Annotated in this window: 15 protein-coding genes; 10 read left to right on the top strand and 5 right to left on the bottom strand. The window is 37.9% G+C overall.

Going from position 1 to position 17,818, the window contains the following annotated elements:
• Nucleotides 1–432: 432 nt before the first annotated feature.
• Nucleotides 433–1,086 carry a LysM peptidoglycan-binding domain-containing protein gene (locus FD688_RS04395; protein ID WP_225426104.1) on the top strand — a complete coding sequence of 218 codons (654 nt, stop codon included), beginning with the start codon at nt 433–435 and terminating at the stop codon, nt 1,084–1,086.
• Nucleotides 1,087–1,136: 50 nt separating this feature from the next.
• Here FD688_RS04395 and FD688_RS04390 read toward each other — a convergent pair whose 3' ends face one another.
• Nucleotides 1,137–1,778 (bottom strand): hypothetical protein, encoded by a 642-nt coding sequence (locus tag FD688_RS04390; protein WP_138741949.1) that lies wholly within the window; start codon nt 1,776–1,778, stop codon nt 1,137–1,139.
• Nucleotides 1,779–2,166: 388 nt separating this feature from the next.
• Between FD688_RS04390 and FD688_RS04385 the strand changes: the two genes are divergently transcribed.
• From FD688_RS04385 to FD688_RS04360, 6 genes are all read left to right on the top strand, one after another.
• On the top strand, nt 2,167–3,105 hold the full coding sequence (locus FD688_RS04385) for an aspartate carbamoyltransferase catalytic subunit (RefSeq protein WP_138741948.1): 939 nt from the start codon (nt 2,167–2,169) through the stop codon (nt 3,103–3,105).
• Nucleotides 3,089–4,357, top strand: coding sequence for a dihydroorotase (locus tag FD688_RS04380; RefSeq protein ID WP_138741947.1), 1,269 nt, complete (start codon nt 3,089–3,091; stop codon nt 4,355–4,357). Before FD688_RS04385 ends, FD688_RS04380 begins: the two co-directional genes overlap by 17 nt.
• Nucleotides 4,358–5,437, top strand: coding sequence for a carbamoyl phosphate synthase small subunit (locus tag FD688_RS04375; protein WP_138741946.1), 1,080 nt, complete (start codon nt 4,358–4,360; stop codon nt 5,435–5,437). It begins immediately after the preceding gene.
• A gap of 1 nt (nt 5,438) precedes the next feature.
• Nucleotides 5,439–8,615, top strand: a complete 3,177-nt coding sequence (carB, locus tag FD688_RS04370) for a carbamoyl-phosphate synthase large subunit (RefSeq protein ID WP_138741945.1) — start codon at nt 5,439–5,441, stop codon at nt 8,613–8,615.
• Nucleotides 8,616–8,626: 11 nt separating this feature from the next.
• Nucleotides 8,627–9,571, top strand: a complete 945-nt coding sequence (locus FD688_RS04365) for a dihydroorotate oxidase (protein ID WP_138741944.1) — start codon at nt 8,627–8,629, stop codon at nt 9,569–9,571.
• A gap of 122 nt (nt 9,572–9,693) precedes the next feature.
• Complete coding sequence (locus tag FD688_RS04360) at nt 9,694–10,353, top strand: class A sortase (protein WP_138741943.1); 660 nt, start codon at nt 9,694–9,696, stop codon at nt 10,351–10,353.
• 38 nt (nt 10,354–10,391) lie between these two features.
• Here the strand turns inward: FD688_RS04360 and FD688_RS04355 are convergent, their stop codons facing one another.
• Together FD688_RS04355 and FD688_RS04350 are read right to left on the bottom strand one after the other, a co-directional pair.
• Nucleotides 10,392–11,357, bottom strand: coding sequence for a GMP reductase (locus FD688_RS04355; protein WP_138741942.1), 966 nt, complete (start codon nt 11,355–11,357; stop codon nt 10,392–10,394).
• Between the two features lie 15 nt (nt 11,358–11,372).
• Entirely contained in the window at nt 11,373–12,665 is a 1,293-nt protein-coding gene (locus FD688_RS04350; protein WP_138741941.1) for an adenylosuccinate synthase, read from the bottom strand.
• Between the two features lie 230 nt (nt 12,666–12,895).
• Here FD688_RS04350 and purB point away from each other — a divergent pair, with 230 nt between their 5' ends.
• The 3 genes from purB to FD688_RS04335 all read left to right on the top strand — a co-directional run bounded on the left by purB (nt 12,896) and on the right by FD688_RS04335 (nt 15,586).
• A complete protein-coding gene (gene purB / locus FD688_RS04345; protein WP_138741940.1) occupies nt 12,896–14,191 on the top strand; it encodes an adenylosuccinate lyase in 1,296 nt (431 codons plus the stop codon).
• 82 nt (nt 14,192–14,273) lie between these two features.
• Nucleotides 14,274–14,822 carry a hypothetical protein gene (locus tag FD688_RS04340; protein WP_138741939.1) on the top strand — a complete coding sequence of 183 codons (549 nt, stop codon included), beginning with the start codon at nt 14,274–14,276 and terminating at the stop codon, nt 14,820–14,822.
• Between the two features lie 92 nt (nt 14,823–14,914).
• Nucleotides 14,915–15,586, top strand: a complete 672-nt coding sequence (locus tag FD688_RS04335) for an Lreu_0056 family protein (protein ID WP_138741938.1) — start codon at nt 14,915–14,917, stop codon at nt 15,584–15,586.
• Between the two features lie 35 nt (nt 15,587–15,621).
• On the opposite strand, the gene FD688_RS04330 is transcribed toward FD688_RS04335, so the two are convergent.
• The gene (locus tag FD688_RS04330) at nt 15,622–16,560 is read right to left on the bottom strand and encodes an alpha/beta hydrolase (RefSeq protein ID WP_138741937.1); all 939 of its coding nucleotides are present in this window, start codon (nt 16,558–16,560) and stop codon (nt 15,622–15,624) included.
• Between the two features lie 20 nt (nt 16,561–16,580).
• Nucleotides 16,581–17,363: a tyrosine-protein phosphatase gene (locus FD688_RS04325; RefSeq protein ID WP_190242907.1), complete on the bottom strand. Its 783-nt coding sequence runs from the start codon at nt 17,361–17,363 to the stop codon at nt 16,581–16,583.
• Nucleotides 17,364–17,818: the final 455 nt, after the last annotated feature.

Genomic DNA, 17,818 nt, shown 5'->3' with positions numbered 1-17,818 from the left:
GTTATTTTATCAAATTAAAATAATCATTTTATCGAAAGTGCTTTTATTTATCTGTTCAATATTATAACTTCAGTTCCTTCAACGCCTTTTTTTTATCGTTTTTTTGATTCATTTGAGCATTGCAAGGCTTTTTTTAAAATTTTTTAGCGCTTTTTTTGCCAGATTAGAAACAATTTTAGAATAATTTAAGCTGTATGTAACGTTCAAAAAGCTTTAGCCATGGGGAATATGGCGTTTTTGATGTCATATTGTTACAGCGTAACGACAATGTTACGAAAAAGCCAAATCTTTTAACGTGCATGATATGAGCATGTAATGGATACGATGTAGTATATATCACAGTTAATCAAATCGATTAACACTTTCGACGATACAGAAATACAGAATTATAGATTTTTATAGGAGTGAATTATTATCGTTAAATTAAATAGTATGAAGTCAATGTTATTTGCTACTGCCGCAGTAGCTGGATTATTTGTAGCTGGTGGCTCAAATGCCAACGCAGATCAAACTACTAATGCATCTGCACAACAACCACAACAACAAGCTAAAGCATCAGTTAAGAAGACTGTGACTGTTCAAAGTGGTGATACTCTATGGGGATTATCACAAAAATACAACGTTTCATTAAGTTCACTTAGAGCAGTTAACAACCGTGTTAACACAGATTTAATCTACGTAGGTGAAAAGATAACTTTACCTTCAAGTGCAACTGTATCTACTGATCAAAAGACTGTTGCCTCAGCAACAACTACTCAAAGTACTACTACTCAAAAATCAGCAGCACAACCACAACAACAAGCACAAACTCAAACTCAAAGCACAACTAATTACAGCCAATCACAAAGCTCAAGCTACACTGGTTCAAGCAGTTCTGCTAAAGAATGGATTGCTAACCGTGAATCAGGTGGTTCATACACTGCCTCAAACGGTCAATACTATGGTAAGTACCAACTAGGTGCTGCTATGCTACATGGTGACTACTCAGCTGCTAACCAAGAAAAAGTCGCTGATCAATATGTTACTGCCCGTTACGGTTCATGGGATAACGCTAAGTCATTCTGGTTACAACACGGTTGGTACTAAGATCTTAGCCGATTTATTCAATCGATATTTATATCTACAAAAAGACGCCTTTATGGGCGTCTTTTTTTGTCGGTTATTTCTTCACCAATTTTTACTAATTCATACCACGAAATGATTGTTAAAATAATTAGTGGTAGTTCAATGCAATAAATAAAAGCTAAGATAATATTAGCATTGGTAAAGCTAGTATTATCATCCATGATTTTAATTCCACCATATATAATGGAAATAACCGTAAAGGAATTTTTGAGCATTTCTAAAATAACTTTAGGTAAAAAGTATTTAGCTCGAAAACTATTTAGATTAGGATTGATTGTTTGGGTGTGGCGATAATAAAATATGGTTATGATGATTGAAAAACATAATAAAAGAATAATGACGAATGATAAAGATGATGTAATGTAATAATCGATAATGGATATTTTGGGATGAAAGAAGCTTAAAAAATTAAATGTTCCCAGACATGCAAGCTGAGCAAAAATAATCATATCTATAGAAATGATTAACATCTGTTCACCATTTCTCACTCTTACTATGATAAGAAATAATAACGGTACGCATATTGAAGAATAAAAAAGGTTAAACAGTTGTGATATATGGCCAAATAATGCACCTACTATTATTAAGGACGCCACTAAAGATATTTTTAATATAAATATTGTGGTAAATTTTGTTCTTAGAGATGGTTTCATCTAATCACTTCCAAATTGTAAAGTTATTTATTTACTGTCATTATACAAACAAAATGTCATGATGATTGAGATATTGGTAATCTTAAGAATGTTTTTAAAATTTGACTTGTTATATTTCATAATTGTGATATATTAGAAACAACATAAAAAGAGATTCGCCTTTAAGTATTGACCAGAGAGTCAGACAAGGCCTATGCGTAGAAACTATACGCCATCAGTGTAAACAACAGACATTGAGGGACTTTTCTGACACGGTCAGGGAAGTCCTTTTTTATTATCTTGGTTTCAATTAAGCAACTCCAGAGAGGGTGCATTGGAATATTACGCAATCAGTCCATTCCAAGCACCCACTCCATCGAGTTGGGTGCTTTTTTAGGAGGATGGATACATGCAAACACATTTTTTAGACCTTAATCAGCTAGACGATGACGAAATCATGGAACTACTCAAGTTATCTATTGATTGCCGAGACGGCAAGATTGTGCAACTAAAACGTCCGGTATACTTCGCTAACATGTTTTATGAAAACAGTACGCGTACCCACACATCGTTTGAAATAGCTGAACGTAAGTTAGGAATCACGCCAATTAATATCGATCCAAAGAATAGTTCGGTGCAAAAAGGTGAAACGCTCCCAGATACAATCAAAACGCTACAAGCAATTGGAACCGATGGGATAATCATCAGACATAAGACGACAGGATGGTATGAACCACTAATCGATGATAAAAGAATTCAGACATCATTGGTAAACGCCGGGGATGGTAGTGGTCAACACCCATCACAGAGCTTGTTAGATTTACTTACCATCTACGATGAATTCAAGAAGTTTAAGGGCTTAAAGATTGCCATCGTCGGAGACTTACTTCACTCAAGAGTCGCAAGGTCAAACGCTGAAATTCTAAAACGACTTGGAGCAAAGTTATACTTCGCTGGACCAGATGAATGGTACCCAAGCGATTTTGACCAATTTGGTGAGTTCACAAACATCGACACTATTGTCGGTAAAGTTGATGTCATGATGATGCTCAGGGTGCAACTAGAAAGATTAAATGAAGATGCCCGTGAAAGTTTCACTGCCGTGGAATACGCCAACATCTTTGGCCTAACTGTAGAACGCGGCAACAAGATGAAGAAAAAGGCCATTATCATGCATCCGGCACCGGTTAATCGAAACATTGAAATTGCCGATTCTCTTGTGGAAGCACCCCAATCTAGAATTTTTCGACAGATGCAAAACGGGGTGTTTGCCAGAATGGCTATCCTAACATCAATCCTAAAGAGTAAAGACTTAATTGTGGAGGACGATTATGAAGACATTAATTAAAAACGTATATGTAGACAATCAATTACAATCCATCCTTATCGAAGATAAAAACATCAAGGCCATCGGCAATAACCTAGGCGACAAGTTCAATCACGTGATTGACGGAAAGAAAACAATAGCACTACCCGGACTGGTAGACGTTCACGTCCACTTTAGAGATCCTGGACTAACATACAAGGAAACCACAGAGACGGGAAGTAAGGCCGCTGCACACGGTGGATTTACAAGCGTCTGTGTGATGCCAAACGTCAAACCAGTTGTGGATACACCACACGAGTTACAAGAACAATTAAGTCTAAATCGACGTGAGAGTGTCGTACATGCCTACCAATATGCAGCAATCTCAAAACAGTTAATCGCATACAAGCCAACTGACTTTACACAAATGGCCAAGATGGGTGCCATTGCATTTACCAACGACGGGCATGGGGTTCAAAACGCTGAAACAATGTATCTTGCAATGAAGGAAGCACAAAAATTAAATAAACCCCTAGTTGCCCACGTTGAAGACGACTCGTTAATTAACGGTGGGGTGATGAATGCGGGTGACAAGGCCGACGAACTTGGCTTGCCAGGGATGTCACCACTATCAGAATCATCACAACTAGCTAGAGACCTAGTTTTAGCCAAGGATACTGGAGTGCACTACCATGTCGCTCATATCTCCACTAAGGAATCAGTGGAACTTGTTAGAATGGCTAAACAACGTGGAATCAACGTGACTGCCGAAGTTTCACCACATCATTTATTACTGGATGATTCAATGATTGACAGTGATAATCCAATGATGAAGATGAACCCACCACTAAGAAGTCCAGAAGATAGACATGCACTAATTGCCGGACTATTGGACGGCACAATCGACATGGTAGCAACTGACCATGCTCCACACAGCGAAAAGGAAAAATCGGGATCGATGAGAGACGCGGCTTTTGGAATTGTCGGAATTGAAACAGCATTCAGCTTAATGTACACCAGCTTTGTTAATTCAGGATTGGTTGACTTAAAGACATTGGTTAAATGGATGAGCAAGAATCCTGCTGAAATCTTTCACTTGCCAGCAGGAAGGTTAGAAGAGGGTCAACCAGCTGACTTAATTTTGATGGATTTAGATGATGAATATGAAATCGATGCTAATGACTTCTTATCAAAAGGTAAGAACTCGCCATTCATTGGTAAAAAGGTATATGGCAAGACAAGACTAACATTAGTTGACGGCGACATTGCATATCAAGATGGGAGCGTGGAATAAATGCAATCACGTTATTTAGTATTAAAGAATGGATCAACTTACGAAGGAATTGGCTTTGGTTCCAAGAAGGTAGTTCATGGTGAATTGGTTTTCTCAACGGGGATGACTGGTTACCAGGAAAGTATGACCGATGCAAGTTATGATGGGCAGATGTTAGTGTTTACCTACCCACTAATCGGAAATTATGGGGTCAACAGAGATGATATGGAAAGTTTACATCCATCCGTTGCAGCTATTGTAGTAAATGAAATTGCTAGATTGGTTGGTAACTGGCGTAGCAACATGACACTGACTCAATATGCTGAACTAGAGGACCTTCCAGGAATTTCACAAATCGATACCAGAGCATTAACCCAAGAATTACGAGACGAGGGTTCAATGGAAGCTGTTATTGTAGATGATTTAAAACCAGAGACCATTCAATCAGCATTCGACCTGCCGCTAGAAAGTACATCTGCAAAAAGTGCTTCCACTAACAGCGTATACCAAGCACCTAACACTGGTTTGCGTGTTGCACTAATTGATTTCGGACTAAAAGACTCTATCTTACGTTCGCTAGCCCAACGTAATCTAAACGTAACGGTCTTCCCATCAACCAGCACTGCAGAAGAAATTTTAGCAAGTCATCCAGATGGAATCTTGTTATCAAACGGACCTGGGGATCCAAAGGAATTAAAATACGTTTTACCAGTAATTCGTGAACTAGAAGAACAATTACCAATACTTGGAATTTGTCTGGGTCACCAACTATTTGCCTTAGCCAACGGTGCTAACACCTACAAGATGAAGTTTGGCCATCGTGGGTTCAACCACGCGATTGCAGAAGCTGGGAAGCAACAAACTTACTTTACTTCACAAAACCACGGATACGCAGTGGATGCAGAATCAATTCCATCAACTGAATTAGAAATTACTCAAACAGAAATCAACGATGGGACGGTTGAAGGAGTGCGTTTGAAGAATAGGCCAGCATTCTCGGTTCAATATCATCCAGATGCATCACCTGGACCACACGACGCGGAATACGTCTTTGACGATTTTGTAAAAGCAATGCAAGATAATCAGAAAGCGGGGATTTAAGATGGCAAAACGAACTGACATTAATAAGATTTTAGTAATTGGATCCGGACCAATCATTATTGGGCAAGCTGCTGAATTTGACTACTCAGGATCACAAGCTTGTCTGGCTTTGAAGGAAGAGGGATACGAAGTTATCCTAATTAATTCCAATCCAGCGACAATCATGACCGACACTACGATTGCAGATAAGATTTTCGTTGAACCAATCACCTTGGAATTCATCAGTAAAATCATCCGCCAAGAATTACCTGACGCAATCCTACCAACTTTGGGTGGGCAAACTGGCTTGAACATGGCTAAAGAACTAGCTGACAGCAACATTCTTGATGAATATAATGTCGAACTATTAGGTACTAAGTTAGATGCTATCGAAGAAGCTGAAGATAGACTTCGTTTTAAAAATCTAATGGAAGAAATTGGTGAACCGGTTCCTGAATCCAAGACGGTCGAAAACATGGAAGACGCAATTGCTTTTGCTGAAGAAATCGGCTTTCCATTAGCCATTCGTCCTGCATACACGCTAGGTGGAACTGGTGGCGGATTCGCGCATAACATGGCAGAATTCGAAGAAATTATGGAAAATGGATTACGCCTATCACCAATCAGCCAAGTGCTAGTGGAACGTTCAATCGCCGGATACAAGGAAATCGAAATGGAAGTAATGAGAGACCAAATCGATAATGCAATGATTGTCTGCTCAATGGAGAACGTCGATCCAGTCGGGGTTCATACTGGAGATTCAATCGTTGCCGCACCAGTTCAAACATTATCTGACCGTGAATATGAAATGTTACGTGACGCAGCATTGAAGATTATCAGAGCTCTCCATATTGAAGGGGGATGTAACGTTCAAATGGCACTTAGTCCAACTTCAATGAAGTACTACATCATCGAGGTTAACCCTCGTGTATCACGTTCATCAGCTCTGGCTTCAAAAGCAACTGGGTATCCAATTGCTAAGATTGCAGCCAAGATTGCCGTTGGTATTAATTTAAACGAAATCAAGAATCCGGTAACTCAAATCACATTAGCTCAGTTTGAACCCGCCTTGGATTATGTTGTAACTAAGATTCCACGTTGGCCATTCGATAAATTCCCACAAGCTGATAACCACCTCGGTACTCAAATGAAGGCTACTGGTGAAGTCATGGCAATCGGTCGAAATTTCGAAGAGTCTTTATTAAAGTCAGTTCGTTCTTTGGAAATCGATCAACGCTACTTTGACCCAGGCCAATATGAAAATGTCGATACTGTCGACATGCTTCAAGCAATTGGAGAACCAACCGACGATCGACTATTTATGATTGCGGAATTAATCAGGAGAGGGGCTACCATTGAACAAATCAATGCCAGAACCCAGATTAACCTCTTCTTCTTAGATAAAATTCAACACATTGTGGAAATTGAAACAGAGTTAGCAACTGACCAATCACTTCCGATGTTGAAGATAGCCAAACGTTACGGCTTTTCAGACGAGTGGATTGCTAAAATTTGGAATACAGACGAAAATTCAATTCGTCAAATTCGTAAAGACAATCAAATTACACCAGTTTACAAGATGGTAGATACATCCGCTGGTGAAATCAAAGCCGCAACTCCATATTTCTACAGCACGTGGGGCCAACACAGTGAATCAGAAGTATCTAATCAGAAGTCAGTCCTAGTTCTAGGTTCGGGTCCAATTAGAATCGGTCAAGGAGTCGAATTCGATTACGCTACGGTTCACGGTGTGCAAACCCTACAACAGTTGGGCTATGAAGCCATTATTATGAATTCCAATCCAGAAACGGTTTCAACCGACTTCTCAATGTCAGACAAGCTATACTTTGAACCGCTAACTATTGAAGATGTGTTAAATGTTATCGATATTGAAAAACCAAAAGGAGTTATCGTCCAATTCGGTGGTCAAACTGCCATTAACCTGGCGGAACCACTTCATGAAGCAGGGGTTAAGGTATTAGGAACAACTGTAGAAGACATTAATCGCGCCGAAGATCGTCATGATTTCGACCAAGTTATCAAGCAATTAAAACTACCGCAACCACAAGGTGATACCGCTACAAACATCGATGAAGCCATAAAAATTGCCAATGCAATTGGTTACCCAGTCATGATTAGACCGTCATACGTATTAGGTGGAAAGGCGATGGAAATCGTCCACGACGATGATGAACTACATCGCTACATGACCAAAGCGGTTCATGCATCAAACGACCATCCCGTTCTAATTGACCAATACTTATTAGGATCAGAAGCCGAAGTTGATGTCGTATCAGATGGTGAAACTGTTGTTATTCCTGGAATTCTTGAACATATCGAGAGAGCCGGGATTCATTCGGGTGACTCAATGGGGGTATACCCACCACAAATCATGTCTAAAACTGTCCAAGACCAAATTGAAACGGCGGCGGTGGAATTGGCCAAGGCATTAAACACAAAAGGACTAATGAACGTTCAATTCGTTATTAAGGATGACGTGGCCTATGTCATCGAAGTTAATCCAAGAGCTTCAAGAACGGTTCCATTCATGTCAAAGGTTGCTCACGTCCCAATGGCTGACCTAGCCACCCGTGTCATGGCAGGGGAAAAACTATCAGGCCTTGGATACAAGTCAGGGGTGGTTACACCAGCTAAACGTATTAGTGTGAAATCACCTGTGTTTAGTTTCTCCAAACTACCACTAGTCGATAACACTTTAGGACCTGAAATGAAGTCCACAGGTGAAGCGATGGGTTCAGATACAAGTTACGCTAAAGCATTGTACAAATCATTCATTGCATCTGGAATTACGATTCCAACATCAGGGAATGTCTTATTCACTGTCTGTGATGAAGATAAGCAAGAAGCACTAGATTTAGCCAATCGTTTCAGAAGATTAGGGTTCCAAATTAAAGCAACTGAAAATACGCATCGCTTTTTCCAAGAAAATGGGTTAGACAATGACTTAATCCACAAGTTCTCAGAAGACGATGATAATAACCCGGTCAGCGAATTAAATAAGCAACATCTAAAACTAGTCGTTAACACTATCGACTCAACGGAAGCGACTTTCGACGATGAAGCGCAAATCAGGGCTGCAGCGATTGAAAATGCGGTCCCCTTGTTCACAGCATTAGACACTGTCGCATCATTGTTAACAGTACTAGAAGATCAAACACTAACCGTCAACGCACTTTAGGAGGAATTCAAATGTCAGTAGACTTATCAGCACAAATCGCCAACATGTCAGTAAAGAACCTATTTTTAAACGCGTCAGGAATTCATTGCCAAACAGAGCAGGAACTAGATGAATTGATGAACGAATCAGTATCAGGCGCCATGGTAACCAAGAGTATGACTCCCAAGAGTCGTTTTGGAAATCCGCTTCCCCGTTACTACCGTATGGAAAATGGCTCTATTAACTCAATGGGGCTACCTAATCAAGGGTTCGATTACTATATGAATTACTTGAAGAATCATGACCAAAGAAAACCAATCATTGTATCAGTGGCTGGGATGTCAAAACAAGAAGATTTAGAAATGTTACACCAACTTCAGGATGACGATGACTATCAAGGTTTGACCGAGTTAAACCTATCTTGTCCGAACGTGATTGGCAAACCACAAATGGCCTATGATTTTGAAGCTGCTGATGACTTACTACATGATGTATTTAGTTTCTATAAGAAACCATTAGGGATTAAGTTACCACCATACTTTGACCTAGTTCATTTTGACATGATTGCTGAAGTATTGAACAAGTATCCACTAAGTCACGTTAATACGATTAACTCTGTCGGAAATGGTCTGTGGGTTGATACCAATTCTGAAACGGTTGTATTAAAACCAAAGGGTGGCTTTGGAGGTGTTGGAGGATCGATGGTACTACCGACAGCTTTAGCCAATGTCCGTGGGTTGCGACAACGTCTAAACGACGACATTAAGATTATCGGTACCGGTGGAGTTACCAATGGACGAGATGCATTCGCCCACATCTTGTGTGGTGCAGAAATGGTTTCAATTGGTACTCAACTATATGAAGAAGGACTACGAACTTTTGAACGAGTAACAAGAGAATTAACTGACATTATGGAGGCTAAAGGATATACATCACTAGATGATTTCCGAGGCCAATTAAAGATAATTGAAGACTAAGTAAAAAAGACTGGGAAACCGGTCTTTTTTACTTAAGAATTGGTAATGGTTGCGCTTTATATAACGAAATTTGGATTTTTTGTGGTACGATAAAAATATAAAATAACTAGTGAGGAATCATTATGAAAAAGAAGTTATATACAGCTACATGGGTGTTATTGCTTGTGGTTGGAATTTTCTTAGTCAGCCTACCATTTCTAGAAAATTCAGTTATTCAACATTTGACTAATAGTGAAATGAATGGAAAAATCGTTCAACAAGATAAGAGCAAAAATGCTAACTTTGATTTTTCAAAGATTGAGAGCGTGAGCGCTTCTTCTATCTCAAAGGCTATCTTTAGTCATAAGCACACAATGATTGGAAAGATTTCCATACCATCGGTTTCAATTAATTTACCTGTATACTATGGTTTGAATAATCAAGAACTATTGTCAGGTGTAGGAACTATGAAACCTAATCAACAATTGGGGAAGGGTAACTATGCCATTGCCGGACATCATATGAACAATGAAAAGATTTTGTTTGGTCCATTACACAAGGTGGTTGAAGGTGAAGCAATTTACATCACCAATGGTAAAAAAGTCTACAAGTATGAAGTCAGTTCAGTCAGTGTGATCAGTCAATATGATACACAGTTCATTACCAAGAAATATAAGAAGCCGACGTTAACATTGATTACTTGTGCGAGTGGAACACCTAACGAACCTAACCGTACAATGGTAAGGGCTAAATTAAGTTCTGTTACCACATTAAACGATAAAACAGCTAAATACTTTAAATAAAAAAAGACCAACTCTTAAGAGTTGGCCTTTTTTTAATATTATGATTCATCAATGCTGTCTAGTAGTACGTAGTTAACTTTACGTAGTGACATTAAGTCTTTTCCACCAGCATATGAGATTGAGGATTGTAAATCTTCCTTCATTTCAAGTAGAGTGTCTTCAATGTTTCCCTTGAATGGGATTAATAATTGACGACCTTCAACATTGTGGTGTTCACCTTTTTGTTTGGCAGAAGCTGAACCCCAGTATTGCTTGAATTTCTTACCATTCTTTTCAACAATTTCACCAGGTGATTCAACATGGCCAGCAAATACTGAACCAATCATCATCATGGTAGCGCCGAAACGAATTGATTTTGCAAGATCACCATTAGTGCGGATACCACCATCAGCAATCATTGGTTTGGTTGCAGCTTTTGAGCACCATTTAAGTGCGGAAAGTTGCCAACCACCAGTACCGAAACCGGTCTTGTACTTAGTGATACATGCCTTACCGGGTCCAATTCCAATCTTAGTGGCATCGGCACCGGCATTTTCGATTTCACGAACCGCGTCAGGGGTACCTAAGTTACCAACTATTAGGAAGGTTTCTGGAATTTCTTTTTTGATGTATTTAATCATCTTGATAACGAAGTCTGAGTGACCATGAGCCACATCAATAGTGGTGTATTCAGGAACGGCGTCAGCAGCTTTTAATTCGTCGATAAAGTCGTATTCAGCATCCTTGATACCAACACTAATTGAAGCAAATAAACCTTTCTTGTGCATGCTTTGAACAAATTCTAGACGTTGTTCCGGTTGGAATCTGTGCATTACATAATAGTAATCATGTTGAGCCATCCAAGTAGCTAAGTTTTCGTCCATGACTGTTTCCATGTTAGCGGGAACAACGGGTAATTGGAATTTATGTGGGCCGAATTGAACTGAAGTATTAGCTTCACTACGGCTCTTAATGATACATTTTTCAGGTAATAGTTGAACATTGTGGTAATCAAAAGTTCTCATTACAATGACCTCACTTTATTTATGATCTTCCCATACGTTTTTCAAAATGTTTGTAGATTCACGGTCTGGACCGACAGCGAAGGTGCATAGTTCAACGCCAGTTAGTTCAGCAACGCGGTTTAGATAATTTTGTGCATTGGCGGGTAGTTCTTCGACAGTTTTGCACTTTGTGATATCTTCTGACCAACCAGGTAGGTCTTCAAAGACAGGTTCGCACTTGTCTAAGAAGTCTAGGTTAGCAGGGTAGTATTTGATTAATTCACCATTGTATTTGTATCCAGTACAGATTCGAACGGTTTCAAAACCAGATAATACATCTAAACAGTTAAGTGATAGATGGGTGATACCAGAAGTACGAACGGCGTGTTGTAATACAACGGCATCTAGCCAACCAATACGGCGAGGACGCTTAGTAACAACACCATATTCATGAGCAACTTCACGAATACGATCAGCACGTTCATCAAATAATTCAGTTGGGAAAGGACCATCACCAACACGTGAGGTGTATGCCTTACATACACCAACAACAGAGTTGATACGGTTAGGACCAATTCCTGTACCAGTAGCCGCATTTCCGGCGGTAGGGTTAGATGAAGTAACGTATGGATAAGTTCCATGGTCGATATCTAACATTGCGCCTTGTGCACCTTCAAATAGTACTTTTTTGTCGTTATCTAAAGCTTCATTAATTAGTAGAGAAGTGTCAGTAACGAATGGTGCAATCTTTTTAGCGTATGCGTTGTACTTGGTGAATATTTCATCGAAGTCAAAACCAGGTTGGTCGTAAAGTTTTTCTAAGATGTTATTTTTAATGTTTAATGCTTGGTGTAACTTGTCAGCAAAGGTATGTTCGTCAATTAAGTCGGCGATACGAATACCAATACGTTCTAGTTTATCCATGTAAGCCGGTCCGATTCCCTTATGGGTGGTACCTAATTTATGTTCTTTTTGTTCTTCTTGTAATTTATCAAACAAGATGTGGTATGGCATGATTACTTGGGCTCTGTTTGAGATACGTAGTCCAGAATAATCAAAACCATTTTCTTCTAAGTAGTCCATTTCAGAAATTAAGGTTTCTGGATTAACTACAACTCCGTTTCCGATGATGCTTAGTTTATCGGAATAAAAGATTCCAGATGGAATTAAACGGCAGTGAAATTCCTTGTTGTCAATAACGATGGTATGGCCGGCGTTGTCTCCGCCAGAATATCTTACGATCATATCAGCATCTTGACTTAGAAAGTCGGTAATTTTACCCTTTCCTTCGTCGCCCCATTGGCTACCTATAATAACGATTGATGACATCAAGTTCACCTCATATATTTCATTAAGTATTGAGGAGCGTGTTTCAACACTCCACGAAAGATTTTACCATGATGGAAAAATTAATCAAGAACTATTTGTACAAATGAGAAAATAATGTTCGGAAAAAAGACAAAAAACGAACAATAAGTATAATTAATTTTAATATAATAGTGAAAAAACGAATTTTGTATGTTAATATTAAAGCAAGATATTCGAAAGGATGGATTGTGATGATTGATCGTTATACCAGACCAGAAATGGGAAATGTATGGTCTAAATATAATCAATACGCCTCATGGCTAGCTGTGGAGGTAGCAGTTGACGAAGCTTGGGCTAAGTTAGGAGAAATTCCAGCAGAGGATTTAGCTAAGATTCAAAAGAATGCTACATTCGATGAAAGAGAAATTGAAGAAATTGAAAAGACTACCCATCATGATGTCGTAGCATTTACTCGTGATGTTTCAAGATACTTGGGCGATGAAAGTAAATGGATTCACTTCGGTATGACCAGTACAGATATCGTTGATACTGCACAAGGTTATCGTTTGAAACAGGCCAATGCGATTATTCGAAAGGATATCGAAGAAATTATTGAAACTATCGGTAACAAAGCACTTAAATACAAGGATACTGTTATCATGGGTAGAACCCACGGTGTTCAAGCTGAACCAACTACATTTGGTTTGAAGTTACTTCGTTGGTATGAAGAAATGAAACGTAACTTGGAACGTTTTAACATTGCATCTAAGGATGTTGAAGCAGGTAAGATTTCCGGTGCCGTTGGTACTTTTGCGAATGTTGATCCATACGTTGAACAATATGTGTGTGATAAATTAGGTATTCGTGCTCAATCAGTTGCCAGTCAAGTCCTACCTCGTGATTTACATGCAAATTACATTGCATGTTTGGGTGTAATTGCAACTAGTCTAGAAGAATTTGCAACCGAAGTTCGTGGTTTACAACGCTCAGAAATTCATGAAGTTGAAGAACATTTTGCTAAAGGCCAAAAAGGTTCTTCAGCAATGCCACATAAGAGAAATCCGATTGGATCAGAAAATATCTGTGGGTTAGCACGTGTTATGAGAGGCCACGTTGTGACAGCGATGGAAAACGTCGCATTATGGCATGAACGAGACATCTCTCACTCATCAGCAGAACGTGTTATTTTGCCAGATTCTACTATCTTAATTGATTATATGTTGCATCGTTTTAACAACATTGTTCGTGACTTAGATGTATTCGAAGACAGAATGTTAAGTAATCTAAATATCACAAATGGTCTAATCTACTCACAACGTGTGATGTTGAAATTAGTTGAAGCGGGAATGACTAGAGAAGCTGCTTATGACACAGTTCAACCACTTACTGCAATTGCTTGGGATGAAAGCAAGCAGTTCAAGCCATTGGTGGAAGCAAGCGAAACAATTAACGAAAAACTTTCCAAAGAAGACATTGATGATGCCTTTGATTATCACTATCACATCCGCCACGTCGATGAAATTTTCAAACGTTGTGGTTTAATGTAAAACAAAAAGAGTTGGCAATCCGTCAGCTCTTTTTTTGTGTAATTTTTTAAAATCAGTTAGAATGAATGGTAGGTGATATATAATGAATAAAAAATTTCAAATGACAAAAGAAGGATGGATATTTGCTATCCTATTCTTCTTATTTACAGTTTATTACAGTTTTAGTAAAGCCCACTTTGCTCACTGGGGCAGTGTGAAAGTGACATTCTTTTTAGTTAATTGGTCAACATTATTAAGTTCATTAATTTATGCAGTGATCTTGGTATTGTTCTACCTAGTTTGCACATTGTTACCATCACGTCGCATTGTGGCTTTACCAACAATTATTACGTTATTACTGGCTGGGCAGGAATTAGCACTTGCTTACTACACACTTCCAGTCGGTGATATTTTAGGCGGACTAGTATTATTAATTGGTGCTTTGACGATTCTATATATGGCTTATATTAATGCCAAGATTAGTTTCAACATTATTGATTCAATTATTGATGCAGATGAAGGACATTACTTCAGACGCTGGTTTAACCGTGTGAAAGTTAGTCTAGCGTACGATTGGAAGCCACTAGTGATTTCAATTGTTGTCTACATGATTATTAATGCATCAATGTTTATGACTCTAACTATTAAGTAAAGGAATAGCCTGTAAGGTTATTCCTTTTTTATTATAATTTTCCATAACCTTAAATTAATGATATTATAAAAATATTATAGGGAGGTTTTGTGATGAAAAAAATTATATGTATGATGGGGGTACTTGTTTTAATCTCAACTGCTTTAGTGGGTTGTGGAAAGAGTAAATCAAATACTTCATCAGATAAACCATATGGAGCGGGGGCAACTTCAAAAAAGGTCAGTTCGACAGCTACTAACTCAACTAGTTGTAGTTCAAGTGATAATCATTCTAGTCAAGTTAATGTAAATAACTTGGATGATAAAACAATTGGATTATTAGCTTATGAATGGACTAGAGATGAGCAGTCTAAATCTTTGGGTAAAAAGACTAATTTTGATCAATATTCTCATTACAACACTGTTATAAAGAGTAAATTTTTAGGTAATGATGATGGAAATACTGACGACTATTACCTTAGTAGGATTTGTTACGATGGGACGAAATCCAATGGATACAGTTCATTAACTTTAAATGGTGATGGTTTAGCTGATCTTCAATTTGATGTTGACGGATCAAACGTTAAGCTTCAATATCTCGATTCATCTCATTTGGGTAATAGACCTGTATCTCAAGCTCCGAAGGTAAATAAAACAGTTAGTGTGTTGTCTTTGGTTAAGACATACTACAATACTGTGGTACAAAAAAAACATGTAGATAATTTTGCTAAATCTATTTTGAGTGAATCAGAATGGACTAAAGAATACAATGAAAATAATGACTAAATAAAAAGACCCAGCGAAATGCTGAGTCTTTTTTATTAGTCAAAATGAGTACGTAAGAAATCTTTAACACGTTTTTTGTATGCAACTGGATTAACCCAGAAGCTTTCTTCATGACCAGCACCTGGCACGATCCAAAGTTGTTTTGGACCATTAGATGCAGCGTAGTTTTCATAAGACATGTAAGTTGGTACGTAAATGTCGCTATCTCCGTGAATGAATAGGGTAGGTAAATCATTTTTCTTCAATGCTTCGGTGCATGAGGCATTATGCAAACGATATCCAACCTTATACCAGTTAATTGCACTGACCAGAGGTTCAATTGGGTATGGAGGTAAGTGGAACATATCTTTTAGTAGGTAGTTAAATTCATCACCAACATTGGTGTATCCACAATCAGCGATAATTGCTTTAACTTGTTTTGGTAAATCTTCGCCACTTAACATTGTGACAATTCCAGCTCCCATACTGATACCAAACAAAAGAATTTTGGCATCTTCACCGACTTTTTCAAGTACTAGCCTAATCCAACGAAGATAGTCGATACGATCCTTCCAGCCATAGCTGACGTATTTACCGTCACTATCGCCGTGGGCACGATCATCTGGAGCTAAGACGTTAAAACCTAATTCGTGGTACATCTTAATGAAGTTAGCCATTGTTTCACGATTGCATCCAACACCATGAGCCATAATGATTGTTTTCTTTGTTTCTTCTTCAGCGGGGACATATGAAGCAATCATTTTTTCTCCAGTATCGACTTCTTTTAATACCCATTCTTCTTTTGGAATAGCGTGGAACCAATCGACATAACGGTAGTATGCGTATGCAAAACGTAATTGGCTAGTTTGTGGGACAGGTTCGTCGTCCTTTCTGTTCATACCTAATTTAAATAGGTAGTTACTGAACATAAAAGCTCCTGCCCCAACTGCAGTAGACATTATACCTAAAGCAGCAGCAGCTTTTTTAAATCCCATAAAAATCACTCCAATGTTATTTAATCAGTAAGGTAAATTTCTTTTAATTTAGCGATATCATCATCGGTTAACCCGATGAATTCATGCAAGAAGTTATTAATGTTACCATATTTAGCTTTGATGGTATCCATAGCAGCATCAAAGTATGATTCATCAACAGTATATAAGTCGTGTAGGTTTTGACGAAGTTCCTCGGTCATACCGTACTTACTGTATTGATCAATTTTCACTTGAATGAATGGTTTCATTGCTTCTTTTGATAATAAGTAATCTTTTTTTATAGTTTCTTCATCAACGCCCAGAGCAAACAAGAAGAAAGCAGCTGATAGACCAGTACGGTCCTTTCCTTGCGCACAATGGAATAGTACAGCTCCGTCGTCAGTGTTAGCCAATAAAGTTTTAAAAAGATTCTTAAAAGCTTTTTGTGCGGATGGACTAGTTACCATTGACTGGTATGAATTAATCATATTTTGTTTGCCGCGCGTAGCATCATTCATGTATTGTTCAGCATATTGACGCTCAGTCTTATCATGACCACTGTTGAAGACGGGGTTTGCGATAAACTTTGTCTTTTTAGGTAATTTATCTGAAGCCTTTTGTCTTTCAGTGTCTGATCTTAAGTCGACATCGAAATTAATACCATAATCTTCCAAAAAAGCTAAGTCAGAATCAGATAATTCGGATAGTTCTCCAGAACGCAGGACTTTATTCCATTTTACAAAACGGCCATCTTCGGTTTGGTATCCACCAAGTTCACGGAAGTTATAGCCGTTTTTAATGTCTAATAATCGTTGTTGTGACAAAATTTATACCTCCCATATTAACGCAAATATTATTTATTATATTGTAAAAGAAAATCATTGATAATGAAAGCTAGAAGAAAAATTATTTAATCTTTGCAAGTAAAGCTAAATAAGTATTTTTATGTTTATTTTTATTATAGAAATCTTAAGTTATATGTTATGATATTTGAGATTGAAATTAAAAGAATATTTAACAATTTATATAACTATATTTAAATATTAAAAAATCCTTAAACACATGATTTCACCGTTATTTCGGAGATTTTATTAGACACGGTGTATGTTTTAATCTAATAAAGTTAAAAACTTCTTCAAAATGTTTTAAAAAGTTTTAAGAAAATGATAATATAAAGATTATGTAAAATTACCTTAAGTGCGCGGTTTTTATGAATTAGCACTTTACAAAACATACAATAAATAGTTATTAACATCGACACCTAATAATGTAACTTAAT

Source organism: Apilactobacillus kunkeei (assembly GCF_005930975.1).
GTDB lineage: Bacteria > Bacillota > Bacilli > Lactobacillales > Lactobacillaceae > Apilactobacillus > Apilactobacillus kunkeei_E.
The sequence above is the reverse complement of the archived record's forward strand: the minus strand, read 5'-3'. Positions and strand labels throughout refer to the sequence as shown.

Excerpts from the sequence above, each read along its gene's own strand:
- FD688_RS04395 (WP_225426104.1), top strand. The coding sequence starts at position 433 with ATGAAGTCAATGTTATTTGCTACTGCCGCAGTAGCTGGATTATTTGTA.
- FD688_RS04390 (WP_138741949.1), bottom strand. The coding sequence starts at position 1,778 with ATGAAACCATCTCTAAGAACAAAATTTACCACAATATTTATATTAAAA.
- FD688_RS04385 (WP_138741948.1), top strand. The coding sequence starts at position 2,167 with ATGCAAACACATTTTTTAGACCTTAATCAGCTAGACGATGACGAAATC.
- FD688_RS04380 (WP_138741947.1), top strand. The coding sequence starts at position 3,089 with ATGAAGACATTAATTAAAAACGTATATGTAGACAATCAATTACAATCC.
- FD688_RS04375 (WP_138741946.1), top strand. The coding sequence starts at position 4,358 with ATGCAATCACGTTATTTAGTATTAAAGAATGGATCAACTTACGAAGGA.
- carB (WP_138741945.1), top strand. The coding sequence starts at position 5,439 with ATGGCAAAACGAACTGACATTAATAAGATTTTAGTAATTGGATCCGGA.
- FD688_RS04365 (WP_138741944.1), top strand. The coding sequence starts at position 8,627 with ATGTCAGTAGACTTATCAGCACAAATCGCCAACATGTCAGTAAAGAAC.
- FD688_RS04360 (WP_138741943.1), top strand. The coding sequence starts at position 9,694 with ATGAAAAAGAAGTTATATACAGCTACATGGGTGTTATTGCTTGTGGTT.
- FD688_RS04355 (WP_138741942.1), bottom strand. The coding sequence starts at position 11,357 with ATGAGAACTTTTGATTACCACAATGTTCAACTATTACCTGAAAAATGT.
- FD688_RS04350 (WP_138741941.1), bottom strand. The coding sequence starts at position 12,665 with ATGTCATCAATCGTTATTATAGGTAGCCAATGGGGCGACGAAGGAAAG.
- purB (WP_138741940.1), top strand. The coding sequence starts at position 12,896 with ATGATTGATCGTTATACCAGACCAGAAATGGGAAATGTATGGTCTAAA.
- FD688_RS04340 (WP_138741939.1), top strand. The coding sequence starts at position 14,274 with ATGAATAAAAAATTTCAAATGACAAAAGAAGGATGGATATTTGCTATC.
- FD688_RS04335 (WP_138741938.1), top strand. The coding sequence starts at position 14,915 with ATGAAAAAAATTATATGTATGATGGGGGTACTTGTTTTAATCTCAACT.
- FD688_RS04330 (WP_138741937.1), bottom strand. The coding sequence starts at position 16,560 with ATGGGATTTAAAAAAGCTGCTGCTGCTTTAGGTATAATGTCTACTGCA.